Here is a 14,455-nt window from a genome sequence, read left to right as displayed (position 1 = left end):
TGTGATTATTCTGACACTCTACAGCAAGATCTTCAGGCCGTGTTTTTGCACCAGAGAAAGAAGTTTCAGCGACGGCCTTCCCGACAGTTCCCTGTCGCAATTTGGCCCACCTACAGCTTCGCGATGTCCGTTTTAAGCAACGAGAAAATCTGTTTTTTGCTAACAGTACCGGACCTTTAAAGCGGCAGCGGTAACGAAAAGCAAAGAACTGCGGAGGCCTGCGCAAAACGGTGTTTTTTAGCCATAAAAAAAGGCGCTCTAAGGCGCCTCAGACGGCTGACAAACCTGCGAAAAGGCTAAACCGGTAGGTGTCGAACATGTTCGACCCGATTTAACCCATTGATTATACTATTGGGCAGCATGCAGCGCCCCTACTATTAAACAACAGAGCACTTTGTCAACGGCCTCAGACCCCTAAGGCGCCTTTTCTACAGCGACTGAATCAATCAGTTCACTTTAACCGGCATACCGGAACGGGCTTTGATTGCCGCGTCCACTTCGCTCTGGTTAACCGCTGGGTCCATCATCACTTTGCCCACTGGCGCAGAGATGGTCAACGGCACCGGATCTTTGGACTGCAGCTGTTCTTCGTTAGCAGAAAGTGGGTTGTGCACTTCAATGTAACGGGAACCGTCCGGCTCAACGCTGGCTTTGATCGGCTCGTTGATGAACTGCACGCGGGTGCCGACCGGAACGTTTTCAAACAGGAACTTGATGTCGTCAGCACGCAGACGCACACAGCCATGGCTCACGCGCAGACCGATACCGAAGTTGGCATTGGTGCCGTGGATGGCATACAGACGACCGACGTACAGCGCGTACAGCCCCATAGGGTTGTCCGGACCGGCCGGGAATACTGCAGGCAGGATCTCGCCGTCAGCGGCGTATTCTGCGCGCATCTTGGCGGTTGGCGTCCAGGTCGGGCCGTCTTTCTTGCGCTGCACGGTGGTGGTCCAGTTCAGCGGGGTGTCTTTGCCCAACTGGCCGATACCGATAGGCAACACGATTACGGTGTTGGTACCTTTCGGGTAGTAGTACAGACGCATCTCGGCGCTGTTGATGATGATGCCTTCACGTGGCGCATCCGGCAGGATCAACTGCTGTGGGATGGTCAGAGTGCTGCCCGCCTTCGGCAGGAAAGGATCCACACCCGGGTTGGCTTCCAGCATATTGCTCAGGCCCATCTGGTATTGAGCGGCAAAGCTCTCCAGCGGCAGCTTGCTGTCTTCCGGTACGGTGATTTGGATGTTCTCACCCACCAGACGGCTGTCTTTGGCAGGCAAAGGATATACAACGGCGAAGGCAGCCTGGCTGAAAGCCACCAGTGCCGTAAACAGGGTTAGGAACGCGCGAATGCTCATTTTCATCTTCGTGTTGGTAGTGGCCACTGGCAGTTATCAATATAGGTTATGCGGCCATAAATGACCGGATGCGCATTATATGTGCACATCGGCCCAAGTGTGAAACATTACCAGCGCAATATCGAACTTTTTTGTAACCTGGTGCGGCACGGAGAGGTTTTTCTGCGAAAACTGCCGTTAAAGCGCAGCGGCCGGCGGTGACGTTCGGCGAATCGGGATCAGATATTCGCAGCGGATCGCCGTACCGGGTACGTTGCAAACCTCACCCGGCGTCGGATAAAAACGCTCGATATCCTGCCCGGGGCGCCGTACGGCTTTCATCATGGGCATCGCGGCTTCATACAGGCGGTCCACGAAGTTTGGCAACTCTTCAACCTGCCCCTGATAGGTAAAGCTGGCGTAATCCCCCTGTTCGATCAGCACCTGCTCCCCTTCGGCCTGCTCATCCGCCAGCGCCAGAGTATAGGCCATGCGTTGACCATCAAGCTGTCGGCTGTCCGCTTCCAGGCTGGTGAGGCCGTAGACCACCGCCGGTGGCGCAACTTCGGGTTGCAGCACCTGGTTCCAGACATACTGGCGCAGCTCATTTTTCGAACGTTGCATTTGCCCCAGCGTGCAGCAGCGGCGCTGGGTACGTCCCACCAGCTGCATGGCCGGCAGAGTGACAATATCCCCCTGCGGCAATGGGCCTTCTGCCATCCGCAGCGGCGGCTGCATGCCGTGGCTGGACCAATCCGCACTGCGGCGATAGCCGGCCGGCGGCAAACCAAACTGTTTTTTGAAGCAACGGGTGAAGGTCTGCTGGGAATCGAACTGGTACTTATCGGCAATGCAGGCCACGCCGGTATGGGTGAGCCGCAGCTCACGCGCGGCGGCGGTCAAACGCCTGCGCCGGGCGTAGGTGCCCAGAATATGGCCGGTCAACTGCTTGAACAGCCGTTGCAAATGCCATTTGGAATAACCGGATTTGGCGGCGATATCGTCCAGCGTCAGCGGCTGGTCGAGGTTTGCTTCAATCCAGGCCAGCAGTTGCGCAATTACCTGTTGCTGATACATGGCGCTTCCTTATTAATTATTGTTCCCGTTGCTCGAGCAGGCGTTGTGCCAGCTCATGAGCCTGCTGCTCACTGGCCACCACCATCACCGGGTAGCCCCAGAAACGGCTGGCGAAATCGACAAACCCTTCCGCTGCCTGGCGGCGCACGTCGTCCGGCTCGATCAGCACCATGCCTTTTACCCACTGCGCCAGCGCCTCGCGGTGATCGCGTTTCCACAGGGCGACCTGGGTGCGCTCGTCACGATCCTGCTCGCCGCTCTCGTCCATACGACGATCGCAAAGCAGCACAAACGGCTGTTCACGCTGCAGCAAGGTGCTGAATTCGGCAAATTCGGCGAGGGTATCTTTCGGTTCGCCGGCGGCTTGCTGACGCATCCAGACCAGCGGGAAGGTTGCAGAGTCTAATGACATGAGATTTCTCCTAAGAGTTCGAAAACGTGCGCTTACTTTATCGGCGGAGGCACTAGACCACATTGCACAATCAGGACATAATGTTTTTCATTTACGCCAAATTGAGAATAATTCTCATGCCTTTTGTCACTCAGCCGCTTTTCGATATCGATCGGGTGCCCCGGGCGGTTTTCGCCGTGCAGGGTTCCACCGTTAACAAGGATTGGGAAGTCGCCCATCACCGGCACCAAAAAGCGCAGCTGATTTATACGATGCGCGGCATGATCCGCTGTGAAGTGGAAAACGGCCTGTGGCTGGTCCCGCCGCAGTGTGCGCTTTGGATGCCCAGCAACGTGCTGCATAACGCTCAGGGTACCGGAGCCACCGAATGTTACGCGCTGTTTGTCGATCAGGCTGCCATCACCGGGTTGCCGACCAACTGCTGTACGTTGGCCGTTTCGCCATTGCTGCGTGAACTGTTACTTCAGGCCAGCGGTTTTGATCCGCTGTATGACGAGCAAGGGCCGGAGGGGCGACTGATTGGCGTACTCTTGGATCAATTGGCCGCCGCGCCGATTGAGAACCTGCACTTGCCGGTCTCCAATGACGCACGCATTCGCCAACTGACCGAGCGCCTGCTGGCCGATCCGGCGGACAAAGCCACCCTAAGCCAATGGGCTCAGCGCATCGGCATGAGCGAACGCACCCTCAACCGCACCCTGCAGCAGCAAATGGGCATGAGCTTTGGCCACTGGCGACGGCAACTGCACGTGATGCTGGCGCTGCAACGCCTGACCAAGGGGGAGACCGTACAGCGGGTGGCGCTGGATCTGGGCTATGAGAGCGCCAGTGGTTTCGTCACCATGTTCCGCAAAGCGGTGGGCAAACCGCCGGCACGCTATCTGGCGGAGAAAACCGCGGCGGATCGGGCACAGGGCGGTTGGATCACCCTGTGAAATAACCAGACAAAAAGGCCGGCAACGAGGCCGGCCTGGAAAGTTTGTGCGGGGGGATCAGAAGTCGTAGAACACCGTCACCCAGGTGGAGTCCGGTTCGTTGTCGCTGCTGTTGGCCAGCGTCCGTTCCGCATACACCGACAGGCCATAGCCGATGGTGGTCCCCACCCCGAGGTATACGTGATTGGCGTGGTACTCTTCGTCGCCCTTCAATTGCAGCGAGTCCGCAGCCACATAAGGTTGGATCGATTTCAGGAAAGGCTTGTCGATATTAAAGGTATAACCGACAAAACCTTCCACCCCGTAACCGCTCCCGGCGAAATAATGCGACAAGGTACGTTCACGGGTGCTGGGCACATAGTCTTTGTAATAGCTGGCGGTCCCGACGATATACCAGTTATTGGGTTGCCAGGTCAGCGCGGTGCCGGATAACTGCTGGTGATACTCTTTCTCGTTATATTGGTTGTCTTTGATTTTTGCGTCGGTGTAGCTGTAAGCCGCGCTTACCGTTAATGTCTTCGTCGCCTTATAATCGAACCCTACCCCGCCGCCACCTTTGCGGCGATAGCTGAGATTATCCGCCGTGTGCAACTCGTCTTCCGGCAATAAATAGTTGGCGTATAAGGTAACCGGCCCAAAATCATTGGTGTATTTCAGGCTGTTCTTCGGTTTATTACCGCCGTCGTAGTCGCCGGAAATACCAATGCCAGTGCCGCCCGCATGCCCATCGTTATCCCAGACGTCGCTTTTAATGCCGACAACCGAATAATAAATGCCGTATTGGTGGCCAAAGGTTAAGGTGCCGTAGCGGTCATCTTTGAAGCCGCCATACAGCTGGCGCTGATAGTCGCGTTTGCCGTCTTCGTTGTAGTGGCCGTCCCAACTCAGCGCATGTGCCAGATCGACACCCCACTCGTAGTAGCCTATAACCGAGGTATCCTGCGTCAGCGCATAGTCGCCGCTAAAGCGAAAGCGCGTGCCGCCGTCGTGACCATTTTTATAATACCCCGGCTCCGGGCCATTATTAAATATCCACTCGGGGCGAATACTGCCGCCGACTTTCAAACTCAGTGGTGCCAGCAACACATTGCTTTGCGGGTTTTTATCCAGAATGGTGATTTCTGCCTGCGCACCGGCGGATAACGCCGACAGCACAACGCCGCCAATGAATATTGGCGTTTTTATATATCTCATTATTACCCCTGCCCGAAAAATTATTTTTATAAATACGGTGGTCTTAAGCCACGCATAAACAATTACCCGATGTGTGCAAATGACGCAAGTTATAAAAATTCATGTCATAACCTGAGATTATTCACCACCGGATGACTTTTTCACCCTAAAAGTATTCAACTGTAATTCAATGCAAGACAATGTAATTAACCGCTCATATAACGTACAAAATGAGGTTTTTTAACCTGCAGAAACCTCCGTTATTATCGGGTTTTTATTATAAGAGATAACAAATAAATATTATTACAGCCACCAAACAATAACGCAGCTAAATTAATTATTTGTTATCTGCCCGCAGGGAAAACCAGGAAACCCACGCGGCGGCAAGGCATCGGCAACCTTCTGCCCACTCTTCACATTGTGATTTTCACCCCAGCCTGGGTAGAAATCACTCCCCTCCAGCATGAATAATGATTATTATTCGCAAACAGAAGGCCCGGCGCGATGCGACCGGCCGGATTTTGCTTTGAATTCAATGTTGAGCTTTTTAGCCTCTGGGCAACCGCCCTGCGGCGACAGGCATTTTAACTCCATGGAGAGGTTATGAACTCTGCAACAACCACCAGCCGCCGCTTTGGCGCACGCGCCGCTTTCCCACTGCTGCTGCTCACTTCAATGCTGTTTTCCGCCCCGCTGCTGGCCCAGGGCGAGCCGGAACTGCTGCGCAAGCCCGTCGGCAAAGGCGCTTATGAGATGGTCTACAGCCAGGGCGAGAACGCGCTGTATCTGGCCACCTCACAAAGCCGCAAGCTGGACAAAGGCGGCGTAGTGTATCGTTTGGATCCGCAAACGCTGGATATCACCCAGATCATTCACAACGATATCAAACCTTTCGGCGCGGCCATTAACAGCAAAACCGACACGCTATTCTTCGGCAACACCGTCAATAACTCGGTCACGGCCATCGACGGTAAAACCGGTGAGGTTAAAGGCCGCCTGGTGCTGGATGCGCGTAAACGCTCCGAGACGGTAAAACCGCTGGCACCGCGTGAGCTGGTGGCCGACGCCACCACCGACACCCTGTATATCACCGGGCTGGGTGAATCCAGCGTGGTTTGGGTAGTGGACGGCAAAGACCTGACCCTGCGCACCACCATCACCGAAACCGGCAAATACGGTACCGGTCTGGCGCTGGATGCGGCCGCAAGCCGCCTGTACGTGACCAACGCCGACGGCGAGCTGGTGACTATCGACACCAAAACCAACAAGGTGCTCAGCCGCAAGAAATTGGACGAGTCCAAAGAGCACTTCTTCCTGAACACCAGCTTGGATCCTGCCACGCATCGCGCCTTTATCACCGACTCCAAGCAAGCACAGGTGCTGGTGGTCGATACCCGCGACGGCAAGATTTTGAGCAAAATCGACGTGCCGGAATCACTGGCGGTCCTGTTCAACCCGACGCGCAATGAGGTGTATGTCACCCATCGTCAGGCAGGCCAGGTCAGCGTGATCGACGCCAAGAACTACAAGCTGCTGCAAACCATCAAGACCCCAACCCACCCGAACAGCCTGGCGCTGTCACCGGATGGTCAGACGCTGTACGTGAGCGTCAAACAGGCTTCAAGCCGTGAGAAAGAAGCCACGGCGCCGGACGACGTGATCCGTATCGCGTTGAAATAACAGCATAAGGGCGCCTCGGCGCCCTTTTTTTTATCGTTTTAAACCCTAAATCCAACGTGTTTGCCATCCGGCAGTTCAATATCCAGCCGCAGTGTTCCGCCCATCGCTTCCACATACCGTTTTAATGTCGAAATCTTCAGTTCATTGCCACGTTGCTCTATAGCAGCAACAGAGGGTTGCGAAATACCGAGATTATTCGCCAGTGTTTGCTGTGAAATATCCAGTGCCTCCCGCACCTCATATAAGCGCGTTTCCAGCAGCATTTCCTCTGCCATTTCCTCAATTCGCTGCCTGCTATCAGGGGTACGCGAAGCTAACATTTCTTTTAAAGTACCCATTGGTTACTCCTCAAAATTACACATCAAATGCTGGGTAAACTGCGCATCGGCAATAGGTAGCATGACTTTGTAAAACCGCTTCTCATTGCCTGTCTTGTCGCCGGCACACAAAACGATAGCTTGGCGTACAGGATCGAATGCAAAGAAAGCACGAATTGGCCGCCCCTTATGTTGGATTCGCAACTCTTTCATATTGGAATGCTGCGACTCCTTCAACGAATCTACAAATGGGCGGGATAAGTTGGGGCCACCTCTCTCAAGCATCACCAATGCAGCAAGCACCTTTTCCTGGGTAAGGTCATCTTGCGATACAAACCATCGATCAAACTCTTCCGTTGTTATGACAGTCCATATGGCATTCCCTTTTTATAGACTACAATCTATAAATAAGATATAGAGCACAGCCTATAATTACAACGCCATTTTTAAAACTGTACTGCCAAGAACCCTGCTGCTATGGCTTCCCCGCCATCTCGTCAGCGTCCTGAACCACCGCCTTTTTAGTGGCTCGTTGGTAAAGGCACAGCTCTTTGCCCGCTTTGTTATGCATAAACGCCTGCGGATAGCGCCCGGCGATCAACAGGGCCGAGTAACCGACGTCGTCACCATAATGGATAATGCTGCCGATGGCTTTGGCCCCTTTCAAACTGCTGGCTTTCAGGCAGGCGGCTTGCAGTGCTTTATCGCCGCTGGCCCATGCCGCTTCAGAGGAGGCCCCGGCGCTGAACGCCGTCATCACGGCGGCAAACACGATAAAAACTCTGATCATTATTTTCTCTCCTTATAACGGCGTTCTCAGCAGTATATGCAGCCTTTTATTCTTCGGCCATCAGAACCACGCCCCTTATTTACAGCTTTTTTATTCCGGCCATAAATAAAGTTACGGCGTTTTTACAGACAGGTTTTAGGGGCGCGGATAACATCATTACATCGCCAATATGGCCTTACGAGACGGATGCCTCATGTGTTTATCCCCTGCCCTGATAATAATTTCCCCCGCTGTTTTCATTTATTTCGGGGGCTGCCATGCATGCTAACGTTATTGGTTTTAACCCGCTGCTGGCAGATATTCCCGCTTCGCAGGCGCGTTCATTCCACAAAGAAGTGGAACAGTATTTACAGCGCTACCCGGACACCGAACACGTCGATATTTATCTCAACGATCTGAACGGTCAATTCCGCGGAAAAAGGTTGCCTGTCGCCGAGCTTTTTGCGCTGGATAAAGGCTGTTATTTCCCGCTGTCGATCTACGCCATGGATCTTGGCGGCCAGGTGATCGAAGAGAGCGGACTGGGCCAACAGGCCGGCGAGCCGGACAGGTTATGTCTTCCGGTGCCCGGTACCTTGCGGCCCTGCGCCCGCGATCCGCAGCACCATGCTCAATTGTTGCTGACGATGAAAAATGCCGACGGCGACGCCTGCGAACTGGAGCCGCGCGTGGTGCTGCAACAGGTGCTAAAACGCCTGCATGCCAAGGGTTACTTCCCGGTCGTGGCGGCAGAGCTGGAGTTTTATCTGCAGGATCCGCTGCAGCAACCGGCTGACGCCGGACGGTGCCCAACGCAGAGTTTTTCTGTCGATGCGCCGGAGCGCCACCAGGCGTTGCTCAATGACATCGAGCATCAGGCCAGGCTACAGGCCTTGCCGCTGACCGGGGTGGTCGCCGAAGCGGCCTCCGGCCAGTATGAGCTGAACCTGCATCACAGCGCTCGCGTGCTGGAGGCCTGCGATCAGGTGCTGGCCCTGAAGCGGCTGACGCGCCAGATCGCCGAGAAACACCACCAGCACGCCTGCTTTATGGCCAAACCCTGTGCCCAGGCCGCCGGCAGCGGTTTGCATTTTCACATCAGCCTGCAGGATGAACAGGGCAACAACCTGTTGGCCAGCCCGCCGGGCGAGTTGAGCGCCACCATGACGCAGGTGATGGCGGGCATGCTGGCGCTGATGCCGGCCTCGATGGCGATATTCGCGCCAAACGTTAACGCGTTCCGCCGCTTTCGCCCCGGCATGCACGTGCCGCTGCGCGCCTCCTGGGGCCACAACAACCGCACGGTGGCACTGCGTTTGCCCTGCGCCGACAATGCCAACCAGCGCATCGAATACCGGCTGGCCGGGGCCGATGCCAACCCGTATCTGGCCGTAGCGGCGATGCTGAGCGGTATGCTGTATGGGCTGGAGCACGCGCAGCCCCTGCCACCGGCGGCCTGCGGCAACGGCTATGAAAATGGCGACGCGGTGGCACTGCCGCTCAGCCAGCAGGAGGCATTGGCGTTGTTCCAGCAGACCCCGCCGTTGCAGGAAAGCCTCGGCCCGGTGTTTGCCGCGCTGTGGCACACCTGCAAGAGCGCCGAGCTGCGCCGCTTTGAAGCGCAGGTCACCGAAGCGGAAACCCGCTGGATGCTCTAACCCCTATTCGTAACCTGAACAAGGAACGCAGCATGTCTCGTTTGGTTTTGATCTCGAATAAGCAGTGTGACGGCAAGGATCTGGCCTGCGCTACGCAGGCCCTATCGCCTGACAGCCAGAGCGATGACGATCGCGGGTTGTGGCTGGGCTGGAACGGTGACGTACAGAACTTTGGCGAGGCGCCGCTGCGCCCGGTCAGTTACCAGCACCGCAGCGGCTACGAACAGGTGACCTTTCCGCTGTCGACCGAGGAGTTTCACTTCCACTATCAGGGCTACTATCACGATGGCCTGTGGCCGGTGTTCCATAACCGGCCGGAGAAGGCGCATTTCACGCCGGAGAACTACCGCGCTTATCGGCAGCTCAACCGGCATTTCGCCGATATCGCCTGCGAGTATGTTTGCCCGAACGACATCATTTGCATTGATGATTACCAGCTGTTGCCCTGCGGCCAGGCGCTGAAAGAACAGGGGTTGCTGAACCCCTGCGCGTTCTTCTTCCATTTGCCGTTCCCGTCGACGGCGCTGCTCAGACAGATCCCCGAGCACCACGGCTTAATCGAATCGCTGTTTTTCTACGATCTGATCGGCTTTCAGACGCTCGACGACCGCAACAACTTTCTCAGCTATCTGACCCACGAATACCCGGTCGAAATGCTGCCCGACGACCAGTTGCAGGTTAACGGACACATCTTCGCCACCGGCATTTTCCCCGCCGGGATCAATGGCAGACAGGTTTATTGATTTTACGGCGGCGCGCGACATTCAGGCGCGCCGTTTCATTTCGCTTCGATTTACTTTTACCGTATTTATCGCCATCGCAATAGGTTATTTTATTTTCTGAATATAGCGATTAAAAAATGAATATTCATCCTGTTACACATCAACAATAAAAACCGCATGCCACCAATTGCTTTTTATTAGCAAAACACATTACCCTCTCCCTGCCATATTTAAACCGAGGAGGGCCCTATGGGCGATGAAAGTTTTAGTTTTACGCTAATTCTATTGGGCGCCTTTCAGTAATGCCACCCAGGTTGCATTCTGAAAGACACGGAATGCGGCAACCGCTCCCCTTCTGACGGCCTTTCCCGCTCTGCCGGCCCGCCCATCGCCCCGCTGCGAAAACAACGTCTGTCTCAACCGCTGTAGCGGTATTTATCTGAGGTCGCCGGGAATATTCCCCCGAGCGCCGACGGATTTCTTATGGGAAAATTAAGGTATTGCGTTATGCAAAATAACCGGGGTACATCTATTTTCAGAAAGTCTTATTTAAATGACTTTATCGTTATCGCCATCGGCGTTTTCTTCATTGCATTTTTTATTCGCGCCTGGGGCGACATGCACGGCGACTTCAATGAACAGAACGTCTCCGCCATTAATCTCGATGCCTGGAATCTGCTCTATTATTCGCTCAGAACCAGCATGCGCTTTCTCCTCGGCATGGTCTGGTCGTTGCTGTTCTCTCTGGTGTTCGCCGTGCTGGCCGCGCGCTATGCGCCGCTGCGCCGGGTGATCTTGCCCTTCGTCAACTTTATGGAGTCGGTGCCGTTGGTGGGGTTCCTGACCTTCACCACCGTGTACTTTCTCAACCTCTACCCGCACAGCGTGATGGGGCTGGAGTGCACCGCCATCTTCGCGGTGTTTACCGGCCAGGCCTGGAACATGATGCTGACGCTGTATCAGACGCTGCGCATCGTGCCCAAGGAGCTGGACGAAGCCGCGCGCAGCTTCAATTACAACCCGTGGCAACGCTTCTGGCGGCTGGAGTTCGTCTATTCGGTGCCGGGCCTGCTGTGGAACGCCATGGTGTCGCAGTCCGCCGCCTGGTTCGCCCTGGTGGCCTCCGAAGCCATTCCGGTTGGCGATCGCTCGGTCGAATTACCCGGCGTCGGCTCCTATATCGCCGAAGCGCTGGCGCAGCAGAACGTAGCGGCGATCCTGTATGCGATCGTCGCGCTGGCTGCCAATATCGTGCTGCTCGATCAGCTGGTTTTCCGCCCGCTGGTGCGTTACACCGCCCGTTTCAAATATGAAGACGTCACCGCCAATCGGCCGTTCGGCAATCCGTGGTTCTACAACAGTCTGGCCTTCTCGCACATCGGCGCAGCTTTGGGCAGCACGCTGCGCGCGCTGGCTGACCTGTGGCTGTTCAAGCTGCCGCGGCTGTGGTACGCCCTCTGCCTGCACCGCCTGTTTCGCCTCGCCGCCAAAGGTAATTGGCTGTGGCGTAGCCTGTGGTATCTCGGCGTGGTGCTGGCCTGCGTCTGGTTCGGTTACCGGCTGTGGGAATACTTCCCCAAACAGTACTTCGCCATGCTGCCGGAGTGGATGCTGCTCACTACCGCGCGCGTGGTCGCGGCTATGCTGCTCAGCGTGGCGATCTTCACGCCGCTGGGAGTCTGGATCGGCATGAATCCACGCCTGGTGAAGATCTTCCAGCCGATCATCCAGATCCTGGCGGCCATTCCGCCCAACATTTTCTACCCGCTGATCGCCGCCTTCATCGCCATTTATCATCAGGATCTCGGCTGGTGGGCCATTCCGATGATCATGCTGGGTACCCAGTGGTACGTGTTGTTCAACGTGATCGCCGGCGTCTCCGCCATTCCGACGCAGATCACCGAGGTCAGCGAAACCTTCGGCCTGCGTCGCTTTCGCTGGTGGCGCTACTACATGCTGCCGGCGATTTTCCCCTACATCGTGACCGGCATCATCTCCGCCGCCGGCGGCGCCTGGAACAGCGCCATCGCCGCCGAGGTGATCCAGTGGGGCAGCACCACCCTCAGCGCCACAGGGCTGGGCGCCTTCATTTCCGTGGTGACCGACGCCGGCAAGAACCCGGAGTCAGCACTGGGCTGCGCAGCGATGTGCGCGCTGGTGGCATTGTGCATCATCTTCGTCTGGCAACCGCTGTATCGCATAGCGGAAACCAAATTCAAATATGACTGATCAATGGGGAACAACATGGTGACTCAAGACGTGATTATCCGCGCCCGCCGGCTGAACAAGACGTTTATCGGCGAAAACAAACACCCCAAACCCGTGCTGCGCGACGTGTCGCTGGCCATACACGCCGGCGAGTTCGTCACCATTCTGGGGCAATCCGGCTCGGGCAAGTCCACGCTGCTGCGCATGCTGGCGGGGCTGATCCCGCCGGACAGCGGCACGCTCACCCTGGCGAGCAAACCGGTCAACGGCCCGAGCGCCAACGTCGGCATGGTGTTTCAGTCCTACGCGCTTTACCCCTGGCTGACGGTGTACGACAACATCGCCTTCGGCCTGCTGGCGCAAAAGCTGCCGCCGCAGACGATCGCCGAGCGGCTGGGGGCGCTGCTACGCCTGGTGGGGCTGACCGGCTATGAGCACGCCTGGCCGCGCGAGCTTTCGGGCGGTATGCGCCAGCGCGTGGGTTTCGCCCGGGCGCTGGCGGTAGAGCCCGACATCTTGCTGCTGGACGAGCCCTTCTCCGCCCTCGATATCTTTACCGCGCAAAAACTGCGGGGCGATCTGCTGGCGCTTTGGGGAGAAAACCACCTGCGTACGCGCGCCATGGTGATGGTGACGCACGACGTCGAAGAAGCGGTGCTGATGTCCGATCGGGTGCTGATCCTGGACGCCGCCGACAAACGAATCGACGACGAATTCAGCGTCAACATCCCTCGCGCGGCGCGCAACCGGGAAAGCCTGCGGCACCTCACCGATCGGATCCGCAGCTGCCTGTACAGAAAAATCGCGCAATCGCAATCGGCCGGTTAACGGCCTTGTTTTCATCCACTTGGGGAATTGAAATGAACCATAAAAGCTTGCTGATGACGCTGGTCATCCTGCTGCCGGCTGCCGCCACCGGTGCGGAAATCGTCAATAAGGACGGTAATAAACTGGATCTGTACGGCCAACTGAACGGCGTGCATTACTTCAGCAGCGACGCCAGCAATAACGGTGACCGCTCCTACACTCGCTTCGGCTTCAAAGGCGAGACGCAAATCGGCGACGAGCTGACGGGGTATGGGCAGTGGGAATATCAGGCGGGGCTTAATCAGGCGGAAAGCGCCGGGCCGGGCGACAGCTATACCCGTCTGGGCTTTGCCGGATTGACGTTCGGCCGCTGGGGTAGCCTGGATTACGGCCGCAACTACGGCCTGCTGTATGACGTGGCTGGCTGGACGGACGTGCTGCCTGAATTCGGCAACGACAGCTACGAAGCGGCCGACAACTTCATGACCGGTCGCGCCAACGGCCTGCTGACCTACCATAACCGCAGCCTGGGTGGACTGTTGGACGGTCTGGATCTCGGCCTGCAATATCAGGGGAAGAATCGGGGGGACGACGCCCTCCGGGCGAAGGATATTCAGACACAAAACGGCGATGGCTACGCCTTTTCCGCCACCTACGACACCGGCGTAGGGCTAGACTTTGGCGCCGCCTACGCCAACTCTGCGCGCACCCTGGCGCAACAGCGCTTCGGTCTGGCTGACGGCGATCGTGCCCGGGCCTGGACGCTGGGACTGAAATACGACCAAGACAACCTCTACCTGGCGGCAAGCTACGCGCGCACCGAGAACATGACCTACGTCGACGGCGATCGCTACGCCGGCTTCGCTCCCCGCGCGGACGCCGTCGAGGCGGTCGCGCAGTATCATTTCGATTCCGGCGTCACGCCCTCGCTGGCCTACCTGCAAACGCGCGGCCGTAACCTGCCCGGCATCGGCGACGCCGATCTGGTCAAATACCTGGATCTGGCGCTGAATTACAGCTTCAACGCCAACATGTCAACCTACGTGGAGTACAAACTCAACCTGCTGCAACGGCAGAACGCCGTGGGTGCCAGCGCCGACGACATCGTCGAAACCGGCATCATGTATCAGTTCTGATCCCCATTCCGGCCGGAGGGCGCCCTCCGGCCGGTTCATTATTTGACTTGCCGCATACCATGTTATTCTCTCGTTTAATTCAGGTTTATATTTCCATAAAATGATGCCTATATTCATTCTTGTTATTTCTGTTGACACGCCGTTTAATTAATAAAGAAAACTTTTCCCGCATTCATATTAAATTACATTTTGCCGACATAATTCGGCGCAACCACATTGAA

The 14,455-nt window shown here is 56.4% G+C and carries 14 protein-coding genes; 7 read left to right on the top strand and 7 right to left on the bottom strand.

Going from position 1 to position 14,455, the window contains the following annotated elements; all coding sequences use genetic code 11:
* Positions 1 to 446: 446 nt before the first annotated feature.
* The 3 genes from LQ945_RS16090 to LQ945_RS16080 all read right to left on the bottom strand — a co-directional run bounded on the left by LQ945_RS16090 (position 447) and on the right by LQ945_RS16080 (position 2,829).
* Positions 447 to 1,367 (bottom strand): L,D-transpeptidase family protein, encoded by a 921-nt coding sequence (locus tag LQ945_RS16090; RefSeq protein ID WP_044554048.1) that lies wholly within the window; start codon positions 1,365 to 1,367, stop codon positions 447 to 449.
* A gap of 171 nt (positions 1,368 to 1,538) precedes the next feature.
* On the bottom strand, positions 1,539 to 2,417 hold the full coding sequence (locus LQ945_RS16085; protein ID WP_270101215.1) for a helix-turn-helix domain-containing protein: 879 nt from the start codon (positions 2,415 to 2,417) through the stop codon (positions 1,539 to 1,541).
* A gap of 16 nt (positions 2,418 to 2,433) precedes the next feature.
* Entirely contained in the window at positions 2,434 to 2,829 is a 396-nt protein-coding gene (locus tag LQ945_RS16080) for a hypothetical protein (protein ID WP_269934916.1), read from the bottom strand.
* 116 nt (positions 2,830 to 2,945) lie between these two features.
* Between LQ945_RS16080 and LQ945_RS16075 the strand changes: the two genes are divergently transcribed.
* Entirely contained in the window at positions 2,946 to 3,764 is an 819-nt protein-coding gene (locus LQ945_RS16075; protein WP_269934915.1) for an AraC family transcriptional regulator, read from the top strand.
* 57 nt (positions 3,765 to 3,821) lie between these two features.
* Here LQ945_RS16075 and LQ945_RS16070 read toward each other — a convergent pair whose 3' ends face one another.
* The gene (locus LQ945_RS16070; RefSeq protein ID WP_270101214.1) at positions 3,822 to 4,958 is read right to left on the bottom strand and encodes a porin; all 1,137 of its coding nucleotides are present in this window, start codon (positions 4,956 to 4,958) and stop codon (positions 3,822 to 3,824) included.
* A gap of 582 nt (positions 4,959 to 5,540) precedes the next feature.
* Between LQ945_RS16070 and LQ945_RS16065 the strand changes: the two genes are divergently transcribed.
* Positions 5,541 to 6,617 carry a YncE family protein gene (locus LQ945_RS16065; RefSeq protein ID WP_420136165.1) on the top strand — a complete coding sequence of 359 codons (1,077 nt, stop codon included), beginning with the start codon at positions 5,541 to 5,543 and terminating at the stop codon, positions 6,615 to 6,617.
* 38 nt (positions 6,618 to 6,655) lie between these two features.
* Here LQ945_RS16065 and LQ945_RS16060 read toward each other — a convergent pair whose 3' ends face one another.
* The 3 genes from LQ945_RS16060 to LQ945_RS16050 form a co-directional block, all read right to left on the bottom strand.
* Positions 6,656 to 6,955 (bottom strand): helix-turn-helix domain-containing protein, encoded by a 300-nt coding sequence (locus tag LQ945_RS16060; protein ID WP_269934913.1) that lies wholly within the window; start codon positions 6,953 to 6,955, stop codon positions 6,656 to 6,658.
* Positions 6,956 to 6,958: 3 nt separating this feature from the next.
* Entirely contained in the window at positions 6,959 to 7,309 is a 351-nt protein-coding gene (locus tag LQ945_RS16055; protein ID WP_201895778.1) for a type II toxin-antitoxin system RelE/ParE family toxin, read from the bottom strand.
* Positions 7,310 to 7,409: 100 nt separating this feature from the next.
* Complete coding sequence (locus LQ945_RS16050; protein ID WP_270101213.1) at positions 7,410 to 7,724, bottom strand: hypothetical protein; 315 nt, start codon at positions 7,722 to 7,724, stop codon at positions 7,410 to 7,412.
* Between the two features lie 257 nt (positions 7,725 to 7,981).
* Here LQ945_RS16050 and LQ945_RS16045 point away from each other — a divergent pair, with 257 nt between their 5' ends.
* The 5 genes from LQ945_RS16045 (at position 7,982) to LQ945_RS16025 (ending at position 14,234) form a co-directional block, all read left to right on the top strand.
* The gene (locus LQ945_RS16045) at positions 7,982 to 9,361 is read left to right on the top strand and encodes a glutamine synthetase family protein (RefSeq protein WP_270101212.1); all 1,380 of its coding nucleotides are present in this window, start codon (positions 7,982 to 7,984) and stop codon (positions 9,359 to 9,361) included.
* Between the two features lie 32 nt (positions 9,362 to 9,393).
* Positions 9,394 to 10,104, top strand: a complete 711-nt coding sequence (locus LQ945_RS16040) for a trehalose-6-phosphate synthase (RefSeq protein WP_270101211.1) — start codon at positions 9,394 to 9,396, stop codon at positions 10,102 to 10,104.
* Between the two features lie 486 nt (positions 10,105 to 10,590).
* Positions 10,591 to 12,312, top strand: a complete 1,722-nt coding sequence (locus LQ945_RS16035) for an ABC transporter permease (RefSeq protein WP_270101210.1) — start codon at positions 10,591 to 10,593, stop codon at positions 12,310 to 12,312.
* Positions 12,313 to 12,327: 15 nt separating this feature from the next.
* On the top strand, positions 12,328 to 13,119 hold the full coding sequence (locus LQ945_RS16030) for an ABC transporter ATP-binding protein (protein ID WP_270101209.1): 792 nt from the start codon (positions 12,328 to 12,330) through the stop codon (positions 13,117 to 13,119).
* Between the two features lie 32 nt (positions 13,120 to 13,151).
* Positions 13,152 to 14,234 (top strand): porin, encoded by a 1,083-nt coding sequence (locus LQ945_RS16025; protein ID WP_270101208.1) that lies wholly within the window; start codon positions 13,152 to 13,154, stop codon positions 14,232 to 14,234.
* Positions 14,235 to 14,455 lie beyond the last annotated feature (221 nt).

The organism is Serratia liquefaciens (genome assembly GCF_027594825.1).
Lineage (GTDB): Bacteria > Pseudomonadota > Gammaproteobacteria > Enterobacterales > Enterobacteriaceae > Serratia > Serratia liquefaciens_A.
Note: the sequence above shows the minus strand (reverse complement) of the source record. Positions and strands in the feature narration are given on the sequence as shown.

Bases quoted from the DNA above. Each gene is read 5' to 3' on its own strand.
- LQ945_RS16075 (WP_269934915.1), top strand. From the start codon at position 2,946: ATGCCTTTTGTCACTCAGCCGCTTTTCGATATCGATCGGGTGCCCCGG.
- LQ945_RS16030 (WP_270101209.1), top strand. From the start codon at position 12,328: ATGGTGACTCAAGACGTGATTATCCGCGCCCGCCGGCTGAACAAGACG.
- LQ945_RS16085 (WP_270101215.1), bottom strand. From the start codon at position 2,417: ATGTATCAGCAACAGGTAATTGCGCAACTGCTGGCCTGGATTGAAGCA.
- LQ945_RS16040 (WP_270101211.1), top strand. From the start codon at position 9,394: ATGTCTCGTTTGGTTTTGATCTCGAATAAGCAGTGTGACGGCAAGGAT.
- LQ945_RS16035 (WP_270101210.1), top strand. From the start codon at position 10,591: ATGCAAAATAACCGGGGTACATCTATTTTCAGAAAGTCTTATTTAAAT.
- LQ945_RS16050 (WP_270101213.1), bottom strand. From the start codon at position 7,724: ATGATCAGAGTTTTTATCGTGTTTGCCGCCGTGATGACGGCGTTCAGC.
- LQ945_RS16060 (WP_269934913.1), bottom strand. From the start codon at position 6,955: ATGGGTACTTTAAAAGAAATGTTAGCTTCGCGTACCCCTGATAGCAGG.
- LQ945_RS16045 (WP_270101212.1), top strand. From the start codon at position 7,982: ATGCATGCTAACGTTATTGGTTTTAACCCGCTGCTGGCAGATATTCCC.
- LQ945_RS16070 (WP_270101214.1), bottom strand. From the start codon at position 4,958: ATGAGATATATAAAAACGCCAATATTCATTGGCGGCGTTGTGCTGTCG.
- LQ945_RS16080 (WP_269934916.1), bottom strand. From the start codon at position 2,829: ATGTCATTAGACTCTGCAACCTTCCCGCTGGTCTGGATGCGTCAGCAA.
- LQ945_RS16065 (WP_420136165.1), top strand. From the start codon at position 5,541: ATGAACTCTGCAACAACCACCAGCCGCCGCTTTGGCGCACGCGCCGCT.
- LQ945_RS16025 (WP_270101208.1), top strand. From the start codon at position 13,152: ATGAACCATAAAAGCTTGCTGATGACGCTGGTCATCCTGCTGCCGGCT.
- LQ945_RS16090 (WP_044554048.1), bottom strand. From the start codon at position 1,367: ATGAAAATGAGCATTCGCGCGTTCCTAACCCTGTTTACGGCACTGGTG.